General features: G+C 60.7%; 13 protein-coding genes, 1 tRNA gene and 4 pseudogenes. 10 read left to right on the plus strand and 8 right to left on the minus strand.

Annotated elements, in window-relative coordinates:
* Positions 1-38: 38 nt before the first annotated feature.
* Positions 39-677 carry a poly-gamma-glutamate hydrolase family protein gene (locus EOA75_RS01820; protein WP_127323454.1) on the minus strand — a complete coding sequence of 213 codons (639 nt, stop codon included), beginning with the start codon at positions 675-677 and terminating at the stop codon, positions 39-41.
* A 192-nt stretch (positions 678-869) separates the two neighbouring features.
* Here EOA75_RS01820 and EOA75_RS01825 point away from each other — a divergent pair, with 192 nt between their 5' ends.
* The 8 genes from EOA75_RS01825 to EOA75_RS01860 all read left to right on the plus strand — a co-directional run bounded on the left by EOA75_RS01825 (position 870) and on the right by EOA75_RS01860 (position 8065).
* Positions 870-2165 carry a DUF2130 domain-containing protein gene (locus tag EOA75_RS01825; protein WP_127323455.1) on the plus strand — a complete coding sequence of 432 codons (1296 nt, stop codon included), beginning with the start codon at positions 870-872 and terminating at the stop codon, positions 2163-2165.
* A gap of 190 nt (positions 2166-2355) precedes the next feature.
* Positions 2356-3183 (plus strand): DUF3800 domain-containing protein, encoded by an 828-nt coding sequence (locus EOA75_RS01830; RefSeq protein ID WP_127323456.1) that lies wholly within the window; start codon positions 2356-2358, stop codon positions 3181-3183.
* Positions 3184-3451: 268 nt separating this feature from the next.
* Positions 3452-3934, plus strand: coding sequence for a helix-turn-helix domain-containing protein (locus EOA75_RS01835; protein WP_127323457.1), 483 nt, complete (start codon positions 3452-3454; stop codon positions 3932-3934).
* A 6-nt stretch (positions 3935-3940) separates the two neighbouring features.
* Positions 3941-4045, plus strand: a tRNA-OTHER gene (locus tag EOA75_RS01840).
* 145 nt (positions 4046-4190) lie between these two features.
* Positions 4191-5393, plus strand: a complete 1203-nt coding sequence (locus tag EOA75_RS01845; RefSeq protein WP_127323458.1) for a toll/interleukin-1 receptor domain-containing protein — start codon at positions 4191-4193, stop codon at positions 5391-5393.
* A 64-nt stretch (positions 5394-5457) separates the two neighbouring features.
* Positions 5458-6588 carry a DUF4238 domain-containing protein gene (locus tag EOA75_RS01850; RefSeq protein ID WP_127323459.1) on the plus strand — a complete coding sequence of 377 codons (1131 nt, stop codon included), beginning with the start codon at positions 5458-5460 and terminating at the stop codon, positions 6586-6588.
* Positions 6589-6779: 191 nt separating this feature from the next.
* On the plus strand, positions 6780-7289 hold the full coding sequence (locus EOA75_RS01855) for an SLATT domain-containing protein (protein ID WP_023679075.1): 510 nt from the start codon (positions 6780-6782) through the stop codon (positions 7287-7289).
* Positions 7290-7327: 38 nt separating this feature from the next.
* Positions 7328-8065 (plus strand): nucleotidyltransferase, encoded by a 738-nt coding sequence (locus EOA75_RS01860; protein ID WP_245466536.1) that lies wholly within the window; start codon positions 7328-7330, stop codon positions 8063-8065.
* Positions 8066-8449: 384 nt separating this feature from the next.
* Here the strand turns inward: EOA75_RS01860 and EOA75_RS01865 are convergent, their stop codons facing one another.
* The 5 genes and pseudogenes from EOA75_RS01865 to EOA75_RS34835 form a co-directional block, all read right to left on the minus strand.
* On the minus strand, positions 8450-9157 hold the full coding sequence (locus EOA75_RS01865) for an SMC-Scp complex subunit ScpB (protein ID WP_127323461.1): 708 nt from the start codon (positions 9155-9157) through the stop codon (positions 8450-8452).
* Positions 9158-9162: 5 nt separating this feature from the next.
* Positions 9163-10179, minus strand: a complete 1017-nt coding sequence (locus EOA75_RS01870; RefSeq protein ID WP_127323462.1) for a DUF1403 family protein — start codon at positions 10177-10179, stop codon at positions 9163-9165.
* Positions 10180-10432: 253 nt separating this feature from the next.
* Positions 10433-10780 (minus strand): annotated as a pseudogene (locus tag EOA75_RS01875) (IS21 family transposase); the annotation flags it as partial.
* Between the two features lie 133 nt (positions 10781-10913).
* A complete protein-coding gene (locus EOA75_RS34830) occupies positions 10914-11054 on the minus strand; it encodes a hypothetical protein (protein ID WP_236473399.1) in 141 nt (46 codons plus the stop codon).
* A gap of 27 nt (positions 11055-11081) precedes the next feature.
* Positions 11082-11219, minus strand: a pseudogene (locus EOA75_RS34835) (hypothetical protein); the annotation flags it as partial.
* A gap of 63 nt (positions 11220-11282) precedes the next feature.
* Here EOA75_RS34835 and istA point away from each other — a divergent pair.
* Positions 11283-12684 (plus strand): annotated as a pseudogene (gene istA, locus EOA75_RS01885) (IS21 family transposase); the annotation flags it as partial.
* Between the two features lie 16 nt (positions 12685-12700).
* A pseudogene (locus tag EOA75_RS01890) lies at positions 12701-13303 on the plus strand (ATP-binding protein); the annotation flags it as partial.
* Positions 13304-13477: 174 nt separating this feature from the next.
* Here EOA75_RS01890 and EOA75_RS01895 read toward each other — a convergent pair.
* Together EOA75_RS01895 and EOA75_RS01900 are read right to left on the minus strand one after the other, a co-directional pair.
* Positions 13478-13714 carry a hypothetical protein gene (locus tag EOA75_RS01895; protein ID WP_091600251.1) on the minus strand — a complete coding sequence of 79 codons (237 nt, stop codon included), beginning with the start codon at positions 13712-13714 and terminating at the stop codon, positions 13478-13480.
* Positions 13715-14012: 298 nt separating this feature from the next.
* A partial coding sequence (locus tag EOA75_RS01900; RefSeq protein ID WP_206516952.1) for a KUP/HAK/KT family potassium transporter occupies positions 14013-15223 on the minus strand: 1211 nt, incomplete at its 5' end.

Below are 15223 nucleotides of genomic sequence, written 5' to 3' on the forward strand. Positions count from 1 at the left end.
TCCGTTGCCTTGAACATTTGCCCGCGAGCGTCAAATTTTCAAGCGTTTCCCGGTTTGCCGAGATGTTCCAGAACGGCTTTGCGGACCGCGCCGGAGAACAGTGCGCGGCGCTCGGCATTTGCGACGAGCGCGTCCCGTAGCGTTTTTGGCACCTCAAGTTGCACGCCTGCCCGGCCGATTCCGCGGTTGCAGATGTTGTTTTTGTGCTCGCCAGGCAGGCGATGGCCGGAGATGATGGCCTTGAACCCTGAGGCCTCTAGAGCCAACGCGATAGCGTCGCGCAACTCCTTGCCCCGGCCGCCGAGCCAGATCGTCTCCGGGTCGTCGCCGTCCGCGCGTCCGTGCATGCCGATCGCGATCTGGACCTTGCTGACTAAGCCGACGCATTGATTTTCGTCGAAATATTCGGACGGTATATGCAGCTCGCGATGCGGTCGTTTCGGCTTGAGCCCTTCAAACAGGTATAGCGAGAAATCATCTCCAGCGACGGCAGTGGCCAATTGGGACGTGCCATGCTCAATCCAGCCGCCATGCGGCGCGACAATTGCTACGGTCGAAGCTCGATCCAGAACCAGGAAATCGTAGTCAACGCCCTGCAGCTTCTCGGCTGCCAAGTCAGCGAAAGCCATGTACTCGCCGTCTTTGGTCTTCGGCACAATGCCTGGAGATCGATTCATCGCTAGCTCCCTGTCTATCTATTATATTCTCCGGAGCGCAACGAAGACGGCCAATCGCCGGTTCAGTTCCGGTCAAGCCACCTCTCCGGGGGATAACTGGCAAGTTCACTCTTTGTTCTATCCGGCCGCCCTGCAATCCTGTATACTTTGAGGCGTTCTTTTGCACCATGTTCCCTTGCGAGGATCTGCCTGATGACTGTCCAGCCCAGGACTCTCAATGAGCCGACAATCAGCTGCCCGAGCTGCAAGACCGACATCAAGCTCAACGAGTCGCTCGCGGCGCCGCTGATTGCGGCCACGCGGGAGGAATATGAACGGCGACTGGCGCAGAGCAACGCCGCCATGACGGCCAGGGAGGAGGAGCTTCAACGCAAGCAGGCGGCTATCGACACCGCCCGGGATGACATCGACAGCCAAGTCGCCGAAAAACTCAAGCTCGAGCGTGCCGCCATCGCCACCGAAGAGGCCCGCAAGGCAAAACTTCTGGTCTCTACCGACCTTGAGGACAAAGACAGGAGGTTGGGCGAGATGGAGTCGACGCTGAGGGCGCGGGACGAAAAGCTCGCCGTAGCGCAATTGCAGCAGGCCGAATTTATGAAGCAGCAGCGGGCGCTCGACGATGAAAAGCGCGAAATGGCGCTGACCATCGAAAAGAGGATCCAGGAAGGGTTGGACGCCGTCCGCGTTAAGGCTAGGACCGAAGCCGAAGACGGCCTCAAGATGAAGGTGGCCGAGAAAGAGGAACAGATCGCCGGCATGCAGCGCCAGATCGAGGAGCTGAAGCGCCGCGCCGAGCAAGGATCTCAGCAGCTTCAGGGCGAGGTCCTTGAGCTCGAGTTGGAGTCGCTGATCGCCAGCCGTTTCCCAATGGACATCATCGAACCCGTCGCCAAAGGTGAGTTCGGAGGTGACGTGCTGCAGCGCGTGGTGGGACCGGCCGGCCAGCCCTGCGGCGCGATCCTGTGGGAATCAAAACGCACCAGGAACTGGAGCCAGGGCTGGCTGGGCAAGTTGCGGACAGACCAGCGCGCCGTCAAGGCTGACATCGCGTTGATGATCTCCGAGACGCTGCCTGCGGGGGTCGAAACGTTCGATCTTGTGAATGGCGTCTACATCGCCCATCCCAAATGCGCGATTCCGATCGCGATCATGCTCCGGCAGTCCCTCATCGAGCTCGCCAACTCCCGCCTCGCCCAGGACGGCCAGGCCACCAAGATGGAGCAGGTCTACGGCTATCTGACTGGCCCCAGGTTTCGCCACCGGGTCGAGGCGATCGTCGAGAAATTCTCCGATATGCAGGATGACCTTGCCAGGGAAAGGAAAGCCACAATCCGCCTGTGGGCCAAGCGGGAGGCTCAGATCCAGGGTGTTATCGAGTCGACCGTCGGAATGTACGGTGATCTGCAGGGCATCGCCGGCAAGGTGATGCAGGAGATCGCGGGCTTGGAGGTCTTGGCCATAGAAGCATCCGCATCCATCCCCGATTGAGAAAGGCTAATCTAAACCGGATATCGGGTTTGAGAACGAGGGCGAGCTGGTCTTTGTTACGGATGATCCGTCAAAGGCGGAACGCAACGCAAGAAGCCGCCGCGCTGAACCCACTCGCCCGGCCGGGTCATCAGATTGCTATGCAGCCTCCGGTTTTGAGCCAAGCTGTGCGGACAATGAAAGCCTGCCCGTGACAGATCGCGAAATCCACCTCTACCTCGACGACAGCGGCAGCCGCGAGCCAGACCGAGAGCCCAAAGAGAAGCGCCGGGACGAAATGGATTATTTCGCCCTCGGCGGCATCCTCATCAACGAGGAAGACGTCGATGAGCTCTATGCCCGCCACAGGGCCTTCTGCCAGAAACACGGCATCACCTATCCGCTTCACTCCTGGGCGATCCGGGGCGGTCGTGGTGACTTCGGCTGGCTGAAGAAGCCGGAGGCCGCCTATGAGTTCCTGGGAGATCTGCAGGGGATGCTGCTTGCGCTGCCCGTGATCGGCATCGCCACGGTGATCGACCGACCCGGCTACGTCGCCCGCTACCGGGACCGGTATCAGGACCGCCTGTGGTTTATGTGCAAAACGGCCTACTGCATCCTGATCGAGCGCGCCGCCAAATATGCCCGCAGCCAGGACCGCAAGCTGCGCGTGTTCTTCGAGAGGGCCGGCAAAGCCGAGGACCGCGACCTGATAGCCTACACGCGGATCCTGAAGACGCAGGGGATGCCGTTCGACGGTGCCAACTCCGCCAGCTACGGGTCGTTAACCGCCGAGGAGTTCAGGGACATCGTGCGCGGGGAGCCGCGCGGCAGAACCAAAGCCACACCGATGTTGCAGATCGCCGATCTCTACCTCTATCCGATGGCCAAGGGCGGCTATGACCCGTCCTACCGGCCCTACAGGGCCCTGATGGACCACAAGCGTCTCATCGACGCGCACCTGCCGCCCGAGGACCTGGCATCCTGCGGCATCAAATACAGCTGCTTTGAACGGATAAAAAACAAAGACCCGGACTAGCCGGGCCTTCGTTTTGAAAAGTTCGGCTGGCGCCTGGCGCCAACCCCGGAGCGATGCTCACGTCCAAAGTATGGGTATTGACGCTCTCTTTGTCAACACCCCGGGTGAACCTTTGGGTGCAGCGCGGTTCCCCGGCCCCTGAATCCAGGGACACAGGCCGGACGAAGCTTGAAACACCCTCCCCCTGAATGCAGAACCGTCCCCAATGCCCTTGCGTCATCACGGGAAACCACCATATCTGGATGCAGTTCACCACAGGGAGCCTCAAATGGCCCAGCCAGAAACCGCCAAAGCAGACGTCGACAAGCTACGCACCAACGAGAAGAAGTGGACCAAGGCACTCATGGCCACGGGCTGGAGCGCTTTCCCCAACATCATCATCGAGAAGCAGCAGGCTCTCGGCCTCGATGCGCTCGACATGAACATCATCATCCACCTGGTCCAGTACTGGTGGCTGCCCGACAACCTGCCCCACCCCTCGGTCGAGACGATCGCCAAGGCAATCGGGGTGACGCCCCGCACCATTCAGAAACGCATTGCCGCCCTCGAGGCCCTTAAACTTCTTGGCCGGGAGGAACGGCGCAACACGACCAATGGCAGCATGACGAACCGCTATCATTTCGATGGCCTGATCGAGGCCGCCAGGCCGTTTGCCTTGGAAAAGGCCGCCGAGATCAAGAAGGCGGCCGAGGAGAGATCGAACCGGTTGAAGCGCAAGAAGCCGCAGCTGGTCGTGGACAACGATGCATAGGCAGATCGTGGCGTAGCTCAGAGGATAGAGCGCCTCGCTTTCGACCTGGGTGGTGCGTGACACCGCTATCTAGGGGCGAGGAGGTCGCAGGTTCAAGTCCTGCCGTCACGCCATTGTCCTCGATATGGATCCCTCGGCTCCGGAACTCGAAAGATTTCCGGTACCGGACCCATAATCTACCGTGGTTTTTCAATGGCCTCCCTTTGATATTTGTTCTGCGTATGTTCATATCAAGGGACCAACACGAGGACTCAATATGGGCATGCGATACAATGGCCGGCCGTTTGATTCGGGGGATTTTGCAAAGGATTTTGAAGCTGCGGCTGTCGAGAGCATCAAGGAACAGCTGTGGGAGAGGTTCAGTGCCATTCGCCGTCCTGATACAGGCAAGTTTCCCACTGTCCTGGTCCTTGGAGAAGCCCTTGACGATTTGCGGCTCAGTATTGAGGGCTCGCCGCAGCTTCTCGCGCTGGTGAAGGACAAGATGAGCGACAATGAGCAGGCGTCGACTGTGTTCCTGCCCCTGCAACAGGGCTCCCCGAAAGCCTTTCTCAGCTACTCGTTCGCCGATCGCGAGCTAGCAGAGACGGTCGCGCGCGCCCTGATGGCGGATGGAATCGATACCTGGTGGGCGGAATGGGAGATCCGTTCCGGAGATTCCTTGCGCCGCAAAATCGACGAGGGACTGGGCAACTGCACGCATTTCATCGTGCTGCTGACTCCGAGCGCCATGCAGAAGCCGTGGGTCCAGCAGGAGATGGATGCCGGCCTGGTCCGCCGCATCTCTGGGCAGGCGCGCTTCATAGCCCTTCGCTACTGTGTCGCGGCACGGGAATTGCCGCCGCTTCTGTCGGGCATGCTCTCGCCAGAACTTGATGCCGCGCGCCTAGACGAAGGCGTGCGCAATCTGGTGAACGACATCCATGGCGTGACGCGTGAGCCGCAGCTCGGCCCAGCGCCCATTGCGGCTGTGCAGCCGGCGACGGGTTACTCCAAGGTCGCAACGGCAATTGCCAAGATCTTTGTTGAGGAGACGTCGGATGCAATGTTCTCGCACCCTCAGAAAGGGGTAGATGAGCTGGCGGCCACCATTGAAGCGTCAGAGGAGGACATCGAGGACGCTCTGCACGAGCTGCGCGATCTGGTTTCCGTCAGCTTCGGCCGCGTCTTGCCCAAGGAGGACCTGTTTGCCACATTCGACAAATATTTCATGGATTGGTCGCCCGAAGATGACGCACTGCGTATCGCTGCCGACCTGATCAACGACCCGTTAATGCCCCACGATACAGGCCAGGTCGCCGAGCGGTACGGCTGGGAGCCGAGGCGCATAAACCCCGCTCTGGCCTATCTGATGGCCCGCAAGCTGATCGTCGACTACAAGGTACTCGCCAGCCAGTACAATTCGATCCGGGTGGTGAAAACGGACGCCACGCGGCGCTTCGTGAAGAGCCGAAGCTGAGGATGCCAATCCGCAGGGTCATGCCCGACAAGGTGCAGTGACCGGAGAGCCCGACCACAGGACCATGGAGCAGTCACCCTTCTATTTTGGCAAATGGGGAGACGTCCCCATCGACGGCGATGTGAGGCCATTTAGCATCTTCAACCCGGTCCGCAGCGGGGCGGGACGGACGAACCGAAAACACCACTTCATCTCGGTCACCTATATGGAAGGCTTCGCCGATGACCGCGGCCGCGTCCAAGTCTATCGGGCCGAGGCGCCAGAGGCACCGCTGCCGAAGCAGCCGAGGGCAACTGGGTACGAGAACTACTATTACTCTCAGAAACTCCCCGGTGGCGGTCAAGAAAACCATAGATTCGAAGACCTCTGGAATCCGATCGAGACCGTTTGGCCGGAGACCGTCCGTGCGCTTCAAGCACGTCGTCTTTCACCGGCTTTATCCTTCAATGTCCAAGGCATGCAAACGATCATGCGCACGCGCGTTCCGGCGACCCGTGATCGCATTGCGCTTATGCTGGAGGCTAAGCTGCGAAGCGAATGCAAGGTGCTCGAGGAAATCGGTAAACTGCCCCCAGACTTGGAACGCTACGCCGGTCAGTTCGACACAGTCCCGGTCGGCATCAATCCGCAAGAAACTCTGCTCGCGATGGAGGACGAATTCCAGACGTTCGGCGATCTCTGCTTTAGGCTTGGCTTCGAGGTTCTTCACAACAAGACCGACATCCCATTCCTCACCTCCGACAATCCGGTGTGCACCTATGACCCGCGCAAACCGCTGCTCGCACGCACCCCCTACGATCACTCCAGTGACATCGAGCTGATCTTTCCCCTGACCGCCCGCATGCTGGTGCTCGGTTCAAACAAGCGTCAGCCGTTTGGCGTCCTGTCACGGCACCGCGACGTCACGGATAAGCACAAAGTTCGCCGGTTCAATCGAACAATCGCTCAATTCGCGTACCGGATGACCGTCGGCCAGGACCGGTCGAGCGATGCGCTGATTTGTGCCCATGCTCGTCTCGTACCGACGATCAGCACCGAGGTCCGCCGACACAACAATGAAATCCAGATCGTCTGGCGGCATATCTTCGGGTCGAAACCTGCTCTTTCTCAGTACATTGACACTCCGAAAAAGGCCTCTCGGCTAGAAGCGAAAATGGCCTCAGCCGCATCGAGCCCCGTGTCCGACGGGAGCTAGTAGCGCAGGAAAGAGACGTCTGCACTGCGGCGCGTCAAGCGCCTCCGGCAGCAGTATTCCCTAACCAAGCCGCGGCTGTTGCTTCGACAGACCGTCCCAGATTAACTCGCTGAAAGAAGGGGATAGATTGAAATTCCGCAGCTTGACCATGCGAGGTGTGCTAGTTCTCTCTGCTCTGCAAAGGAGACATCATGTCCGACGTGACGCGGGAACGCGTGACAGACGAACTTCTCCGCATGGAAGAAGATTGTATTCATTCCGGCAAAGCGCACTTCAACGCTTCAGCGCGCTGGGCGGTGTGGAACTATGTCTTCGGCATTCCCTCGGTGATCCTCAGCACCGCAGCGGGCGCTGCTTTTTTCAAGGACTATCCTGTCGTCGCGGGTTCCATGGCGCTTTGCGTTGCCGTCCTCACGTCGCTGATGACGTTCCTGAAACCCGGTGAGAAGTCGGCTGACCACAAGAGTTCGGGCGACCAGTACCTGGCGCTACGCAACAATTCCCGCGTTTTCCGCGAGGTCGAACTCGACAACACGCCCGATGCCGAAACCGTGCTGACCGCCCTGAAAGGCTTCACCACGCGGCGCGATGAACTGAACCAGGCAAGCCCTGCTTTTTCAGACCGCGATTTTAAGAAGGCCCGCGACGGCATTAACGCCGGCGAAGCCAAGCACGCGGTCGACAAAGGTTCCCACCAATGACAGTCAATAGCTACCTCGTATCCCGTGCAAGCGACGCGGTGCTCTCGGCCGACGAGAAGGCCTCGATCGCGACCTCGGTCACGACCTTGAGCTCCCGGCTGGCCAGTTATTTCACGGTCGCCGGTGATGGCCTAACGTCGCATTTCCGGTTCGGCTCGCACACCCGTGGCACGATCCTTCCCCGGAAGATGGATGCGCACTCGGACGTTGACTACATGATCGTTTTTGAAAAAGGCGGACTGAACCCACAGACCTACCTCACCCGACTGCGTAAGTTCGCCGAGCAGAAATACGCCAACTCCGAACTTTACCAATCGAGCCCCACGGTGGTGCTGGAGCTCAACCATATCAAGTTCGACCTAGTGCCCGCCTTGTTCTCGTGGGGCACGACGTATCAGATCCCCAAGGGTCCCGATGAGTGGCAAAGCACGAACCCGAACGATTTCAACAGCACGCTCGAGACTGTCAACGGCAACAATTCCTATTTGATCAAGCCAACCGTCCGCCTCGTCAAATTCTGGAACGCAGAAGCCGGCTATGTCTACGATTCGTACGGCCTCGAAAAATGGATCGTCGGCCTGGGCTTTTATGGCTGCTACACCCAGAAGGACTACTTCTTCAAAGTGTTCGACAACCTGTCGGCGAACGAAGTGGCCCAATGGCGCAACGACAAGATCACGCGCGCCAAGGACATCATCGCCAGGGTCCGCAAGTACGAAGCCGATGACATGCCGAATTCGGCTGAGATCGAGGTCAAGAAGCTTGTCCCGGCATAGCGAGCAACTCTTGTGATAGCTCTTCCGCTCCGACCAACGCGGCTGAGCCTGCTGTCCCTGTAAACGCGATCATGCGCATCAGTGATCGCAGGCCGGTCAAATGCCCTGTCCCCTCCCCGTCGTTGGAGTGAGCACCTTGAGCGAAGCCAGGTCAACCTGTCCAACGTGCCCCACGCCTCTGTGATTGGGACATGCGCCGACGCTCCAAACCACCTATCAGTCGCGTCGACCTAGCCTAGAAAACCTGTCGAGGCTCCGCGACAACTCGCGCTTCGGGCGGCGATTGGCGGGTTAACGCTGGGGACTTTGTCCGAACAATCTAGTCCTATTTCGGACGAGATCACGGTTGAGACGTCAGCAATATGCTACGAATTTCGGCCGCGGCTATTCGTCGAGTTCGCCTCCGACATCCTCTGGGCCGACGGCAAAGTCTGGCATGATGTCACCGCCCAGCAACTTCTCCTTCGACAGCAGCCCGGCATCCTCAAGCGCCTCGAAATCCGGCAGGTCGCGCAGCGTGTCGAGCCCGAACTCCAGCAGAAATTCTTTTGTCGTCACGTAGGTGTAGGGCGCGCCCGGCGTCGGGCTACGCGGACCGGAAGCGATCAGGCCGGCACCGCGCAGATGACCAATAAAATCGCGACTGATCTCCTTGCCGAAGAAAGACGACAACTCGGCGCGGGTGATCGGCTGGAAGTAGCCGATGCACATCAGCACAAGCACCTCCGACTGCGTGAGGTCCACCGCGCGCTCATTACCGCCGACTGCACTGCGGATAGCGTCTGCATAAGCCGGCCGGGTCAGATGCTTCCAGCCACCAGCGACGGCGACGAGGTCATAGGGTCGACCGCGGAGTTCTTCGCGGATGTCGTCGATCAGCAGGTCGATGCTGCAGTTTTTTCCGACGATCCGCGCGAGCGTCTCGCGGCCGACCGGTTCGCTGGCGGCGAAGATGGTCGCTTCGACACGGTTCTTCCATTCGCGCCAGCGCGCCTCCGGCGGCAGGTGATCCAGCTCCCGGTCAAACAGCTGGTCAGCTGATCGACGGTCATCTGGCCGATCCTTTCCGCGTCTGCGCACCGCTTCCACCATGGTCGTCACAGCCCGTAGATGCGAAAGGTTGGGCGGCCCGACAGCTCGCGGACGGCACCGAGTTCGACCAGCCGGTCGAACAGCCGGCGCAGGCCACGGTCGCTCATGCCGGCGATCTTTTCGGATGCGACGATCGCGTCGTCGGCCAAGAGCCGTTCGACAACAGCGTCCGCTGCCTTGGCCCTGAGTTTCGGCGCGACGCCAAGCAGTTTTTCCGCACGGCGCTCGAGTTCCGTAAAAAGATCGATGGCGCGCAGCGCAGCGCGGGCCTGGGCGGCAAGCAGAATTTTGGCACGCTCAGGATCTGTCTCAATGCCTGTCGCCACAAAACTGACTGCCGATCGACGCGGGCGGGCGCTTTTGCCCAAGGCGATCTCACCGCCCAGCAAAGGGACTGCATGCGTCCAGCCTAGCCGCTGCGCGAGCAAGGCATCGGCAAGCCAGGCTCCGAGAACGCGCCCGAAGCCGTGGCGTTCGGCGATCGCGATGGCGCCGGTTATCGTTCCGACCGTCCCGTCACTGGCGGCGAGCTGTCGGAGATCGTCCGTCAGATCGCTCGGGCTCTCGTCATTGCGCGCGAGACCGAGGTCTTCCAGCACCGAGCCGATGCTTGCCTCGGTCAGCAGTTTCTCCACCGGCATTCCGGCCAGCCGGCGCCAGGCCATAAGGATGCGGCCAGGGGGGCCGACATTGTCGCCCGGCCGGGTGAGCAGCACGGCATCCCGCAGGGCCGCCTCATCCTCGACGCGTCCCATCTGCTTTGCGGTCGTCGCGGCCGCCGAAAGCGCCAGGCGTTGCCGCCAGGCGCCGGCCCACGGCTCCTGACGGCGGACCACCGCGTCGAGCGCGCCGATCGTGGCGCCCGCGGCGAGCGCCACGTCCTCGAACTCGTTCCCCGCAAGGCTTTGCGCATCCGGGACGGCCCGGCGCAGCCAGGCCGGCACCGTTGCCATCGGCGCGGTTGAAGGGGCGCTGGCAAGCGTGGCGAAGTGGCGCGGAGAGGGTTTGGGGCGAAGAATCATTGAAAGCACGATGAATCACGGCGGCGCTTTTGGCAACTGAAATAGGCAAAAAGCGCTGCGCCTGTCGCGCCCCAATAATGAACGATAATGTTGCCTTATCAGTCGTTTAACTCTTCACGAGTTCGTCCCTGCTAACAAGTAAGTCTCGACAGGGCACCTTTTTGCGCAGCCGGACGAAATTCCGTTCGGTCATGTCACGAAACGCTCGGCCCGCTCCTCTGCCGGCCGATGGTCAACGAAATCCCCTCCCCTAGCTGCGGTTGATCTCGGGGTCGTAGAAGCTGGCGCTGCTGACGCCCGACTTCAGATTGTCGGGAACGATCAGCCGGGGAACGCCTCCGAAGAAACGAAACATCCGGACATGCGAGCCGATCCAGTCCGGGAGCGTTTGCGTCCAAGTTGCCTCCGCAAAGGTGAAGCTGGATGCGCCGAGCACTGCCACGAAGATCTCTGCCTCGCGGATCTCACCGGTCTTGCGATCAACAATCGGGATCTTCTTGCCGGAATAGTCGACGAAGACCTTGTCGCCGGCCGCATGCTCCTGGCGCATCATCGGCGAAAGCCGCTGCTCGAAACTGCGAAAGAGTTCGCAGAAGCGGCTAATATGTTCGGCATAACACTTCACCTGTTATGTTGCGGCCAAATTTATGTTGCGTCTCCGGGGGATGAGCCAAGGATGTCAGTGATTTCCTTGGCCCAAGCCGCCACATAAGAAGAACGGCGATGGTAGTTCGCTACAGGGCTTTCAGGAATGCCATTAATGACGGCAGAGATCGCTGCCGTGGGGGCTCTTTCAAGCCGCTGACTTCAACCTTGGCCAACGCCTTTGCCTTCATTTCCAGATCAACCTCGGCGTAGATGTGCGTGGTGTCCAACGACACATGGCCGAGCCAGGCGCGGATCGTGTCGATATCGACGCCGGCACGCAGGAGGTGGACGGCTGTCGTGTGACGAATCGTATGGGGCTGACGCGCTTCGTGGCCACGGCCTGACGCGCTTCGTGGCCACGGTCGGCACGGTTTTTCTCGCCATGGCGGCATATTGCGTCACGACGCGGTGTATTCCGAACCGTGTCAAAGGTTCCTTCATCCGCCCCAGAAAGACTGCATCGCTCCTATCCCGATCGGTCACGAGGCGAGCCAGCGATATCGCACGACGACGCGACACTTGAGCGGCTGCTGTTTGGCCGTGCCGGTCGTCCGCCGCAAGACCTAAGCGAACCGAACTTTGCGCTGATCGCCAGGGAGTTGAAGCGCAAGGGGGTGACGCTGACGCTGTTGTGGCAGGAGTATCGCGCCGCCAACCCCGACGGCTACGGCTACACCTGGTTCTGCGAGCACTTCGCCGCTTTCGAGCGCCGGACGAGCGCGACATTCCGCAACCGGCATGCGGCGGGCGCGGTGATGCAGACGGACTATGCCGGGCAGACGGTGCCGGTGATCGATCCGGCGACCGGCATCATTTACCCGGCGCACATTTTTGTCGCGGTGCTGGGCGCCTCCAATCTGACCTTCGCCTTTGCCAGCTCCAGCCAGAAGCTGCCGGACTGGATCGAGGGCCAGGTGCGAGCGCTCGCCTTCTTCGGCGGCGTCACCAGAGCGATCGTGTGCGACAACCTGAAGGCCGGTGTCGTCAAGACGCTGTGGTTCGAGCCGACGCTGAACGCGACCTTTGCCGCGATGGCCGAGCATTACGACACCACCATCCTGCCGACCCGCAGCCGCAAGCCGCGCGACAAGGGCAAGGTCGAAGGCGCGGTGCTGATTGTCGAGCGCTGGATTCTGGCGCGGCTGAGGAACCGATCCTTCTTCTCGATCGCCGAGCTCAACGCGGCGATCGCCGAACTGCTCGAGGAGCTGAACAACCGGCCGATGCGCCATGTCGGCCAAAGCCGCCGCGAACTGTTCGGGGAGATCGAGCGGCTGCCTTGAAGCCGCTGCCGGCGGCACCGTTCGAATACGCCGAGTGGAAGTCGGCGAAGGTCCATCCTGACTACCATGTCGAGGTCGACAAGACCTTTTACTCGGTGCCGCACCGGCTGATCGGGCGCACCGTCGAGGTGCGGCTCACGCATCGAGTGGTCGAGATCTTCCACGATCACCAGCGTGTCGCCAGCCATGTCCGTCGCTCACAGCGTTCCGGCCATGTCACCGTCAACGAACACATGCCCAAGGCGCACCAGCGCTACGCCAACACCACGCCGGCCAGCCTGATCAGCAGGGCGGCCAGGATCGGCCCCAACGCCGCCATCCTGGTCGAGCGCATGATGCGCGACCGGCCGCATCCGGAACAGGGATATCGCTCGGCCATGGGCATCCTGTCGCTGGCGCCGCGCTATGGGCCGGAGCGTCTCGATGCCGCCTGCGAGCGGGCGCTGCTGATCAACGCGATCGCCTACTCCTCCGTCACCGCCATCCTCAAAGCCGGCCTCGACCGGGCCAGCTCCGCAGAACCGGCAAAGCCGACACCCCAGACGCCAACATCCGCGGCTCCACCTATTACCGTGAAGGAAAAAGAAAGAATGCTGACGAACCCTACCCTCGACCAGATGCAGGCCCTCGGTCTGGCCGGCATGGCTGCCGCCTGGCGCGAACTGGCCGAACGCAACAACGCCAACGAACTCAGCCGTGACGAGTGGCTCGGCCTGATGCTCGACCGCGAGGTCGCCATGCGGGCCGACAAGCGCGTCCGGAACCGGCTCGCCTCAGCCAGGCTGCGCTTTCCCGAAGCCTGCATCGAGGACATCGACTTTGCCGCGCCGCGCGGACTCGACCGGCGCAGCACCATGGCGCTCGCCCAGGGCAAATGGCTGAAAACTCATGAGAACCTGATCGTCACCGGCCAGACCGGAACCGGCAAGTCGTGGCTGGCCTGCGCCTTCGGACGGCAAGCGGCACGGCTCGATCATTCCGTGCTCTATGTGCGCGTGCCGCGCCTGTTCGAGGATTTGGCGCTCGCTCGTCTCGATGGCCGCTTCCCACGCCTCATCGACAAACTCACCCGCGCGCAACTGCTCATCCTCGATGACTTCGGAACTCACAGCCTCACCGACCAACAGCGCTTCCATCTGTTCGAAATCGTCGAGGAACGCTATCGCCGCAAATCCACCCTGATCACCGCCCAGCTCCAGGGCGACGCGGGCCTTCCGTAACGAGACGAGCAGCCGCTCCAGTAGGACTTCATCCAATTCGGATGCTAGGCCCGAAACGCCGGTCGTGCTCAACGATCCGGTCCTGTATCGACACTACGGTTTCATAACGAGCTACAAGGCTCGTGAGGACTTCCTGATGATCGGAGGTCATACGCTGCCCGTTCTGGGCAAGGAGCGGGCATCAAGCTTAAGGCGTTCATAAAGAACGGCCTCATCGAACTCGCCGTCCGAGAACAGTGCCATTACGCTCACGCTCAGGCGCTCCGCCTGCATGCTACTAACGGAGATACCTGCCTCGGCGCAGACACGATCAAAGACCTGCTTCAACAAAGCCAGGTCGCTGGGATAGGCAATGCCACTCATTGAGCTGGTGTTACTGACCATAGCTGTTCCTCCCATTAGGGCGGAAGGGTGGCCGTCGCTCAACGGCGATGCCACATGTAAATCGCCGATGGAAGCAGGCTACTCCGATTCATGCGGAGAGTCTGGGAAAGGGCTGCTAGAGTTCTGCTCACCGAAGTCGCGCCTCCCGAGACAGAACCCAAGCAGCGATCCTTGGTCAATTCCAAGATATCAAGAGTTGGAAACGTACCAAACAGAGGATGGGGATGTTTGGTATTCAGTGAGGCGCTTTCTATGGACACGCTCAAGTGGCTTCTCAGCTGCTGAACTGCGGCATGCACTAAATCGCCACCTGTGTTCCGATCTCGACGACGCGTCCGGTCGGGATCTGGAAATATTCCGTTGCGTCGGCCGCCGTGCGCGCCAGCCCGATGAACAGCTTGTCCTGCCAGACCGGCATGCCGGAATTGGGCGAGGCCTTGAGCGAGCGCCGCGACAGGAAGAAAGAGGTCGTCATGATGTCGAACTTCCAGCCCTGCTTGCGGCAGATCGCCAGCGCGCGCGGGATATTGGGCTGCTCCATATAGCCGAAGGTCAGCGTCACCCGCATGAACAGCTCGTTGATCGTTTCCATCTTGACCCGGTCACTGTCGGGCACGACGGGTTGTTGCGCCGTCACCACCGAGAGGATGACATTCTGTTCGTGCAGCACCTTGTAGTGCTTCAGGCTGTGCATCAACGCGGTCGGCGCGCTGGCGGGATCGCTGGTCAGGAACACGGCCGTACCGGACATCAGCTGCGGTTTCCTCTTCAACAGATTGCCTGCAAGGGAATCGAGCGGAATCTCGTTCCTGCGCGTCTTGTCGAATAGATACCTGGTGCCTCTTATCCAAGTCCACATGGTCATCACGATCACTGCGGCAATGGCAAGCGAGGCCCAGCCGCCTTCGAATACCTTGACGATGTTGGCTGCAAAGAAGCCGGTATCGATGAAGACGAACACCGCCATTAAGGCTATCGCGACGCCGAGCGGCCATTTCCAGATGCGCGTCATGACGACATAAAGCAGTATGTTCGTCACCAGCATGTTGCCTGTCACCGAAATGCCGTAGGCCGAGGCAAGCTTGCTGGATTCGCCAAAGCCGACCACCAGCAGCATCACCACGAGCGCCAGTAGCATGTTGACGCGCGGCATATAGATCTGGCCGGATTGTCTTTCCGACGTATGCAGGATTTCCAGGCGCGGCAGCATGTTGAGCTGCACTGCTTGCCTGGTCAGCGAGAAAGCGCCGGAGATCACCGCCTGGCTGGCGATCACGGTCGCCGCCGTCGCCAGCACCACCATCGGGATAAGCATCCGGCCTTCGTTCATCTCGAAGAAGGGATGACCGACGACACCGCCATTCGCCAGCACGAAGGCGCCTTGCCCGACATAGTTGAGCAACAGGCAAGGAAACACGATGGCCAGCCAGGCAAGCACGATCGGCTTGCGCCCGAAATGGCCGAGGTCGGCATAGAGCGCCTCAGCGCCGGCGACGGCGAGAAAAACCG

It is taken from the genome of Mesorhizobium sp. M1A.F.Ca.IN.022.07.1.1 (assembly GCF_003997575.1).
Classification (GTDB): Bacteria; Pseudomonadota; Alphaproteobacteria; order Rhizobiales; family Rhizobiaceae; genus Mesorhizobium.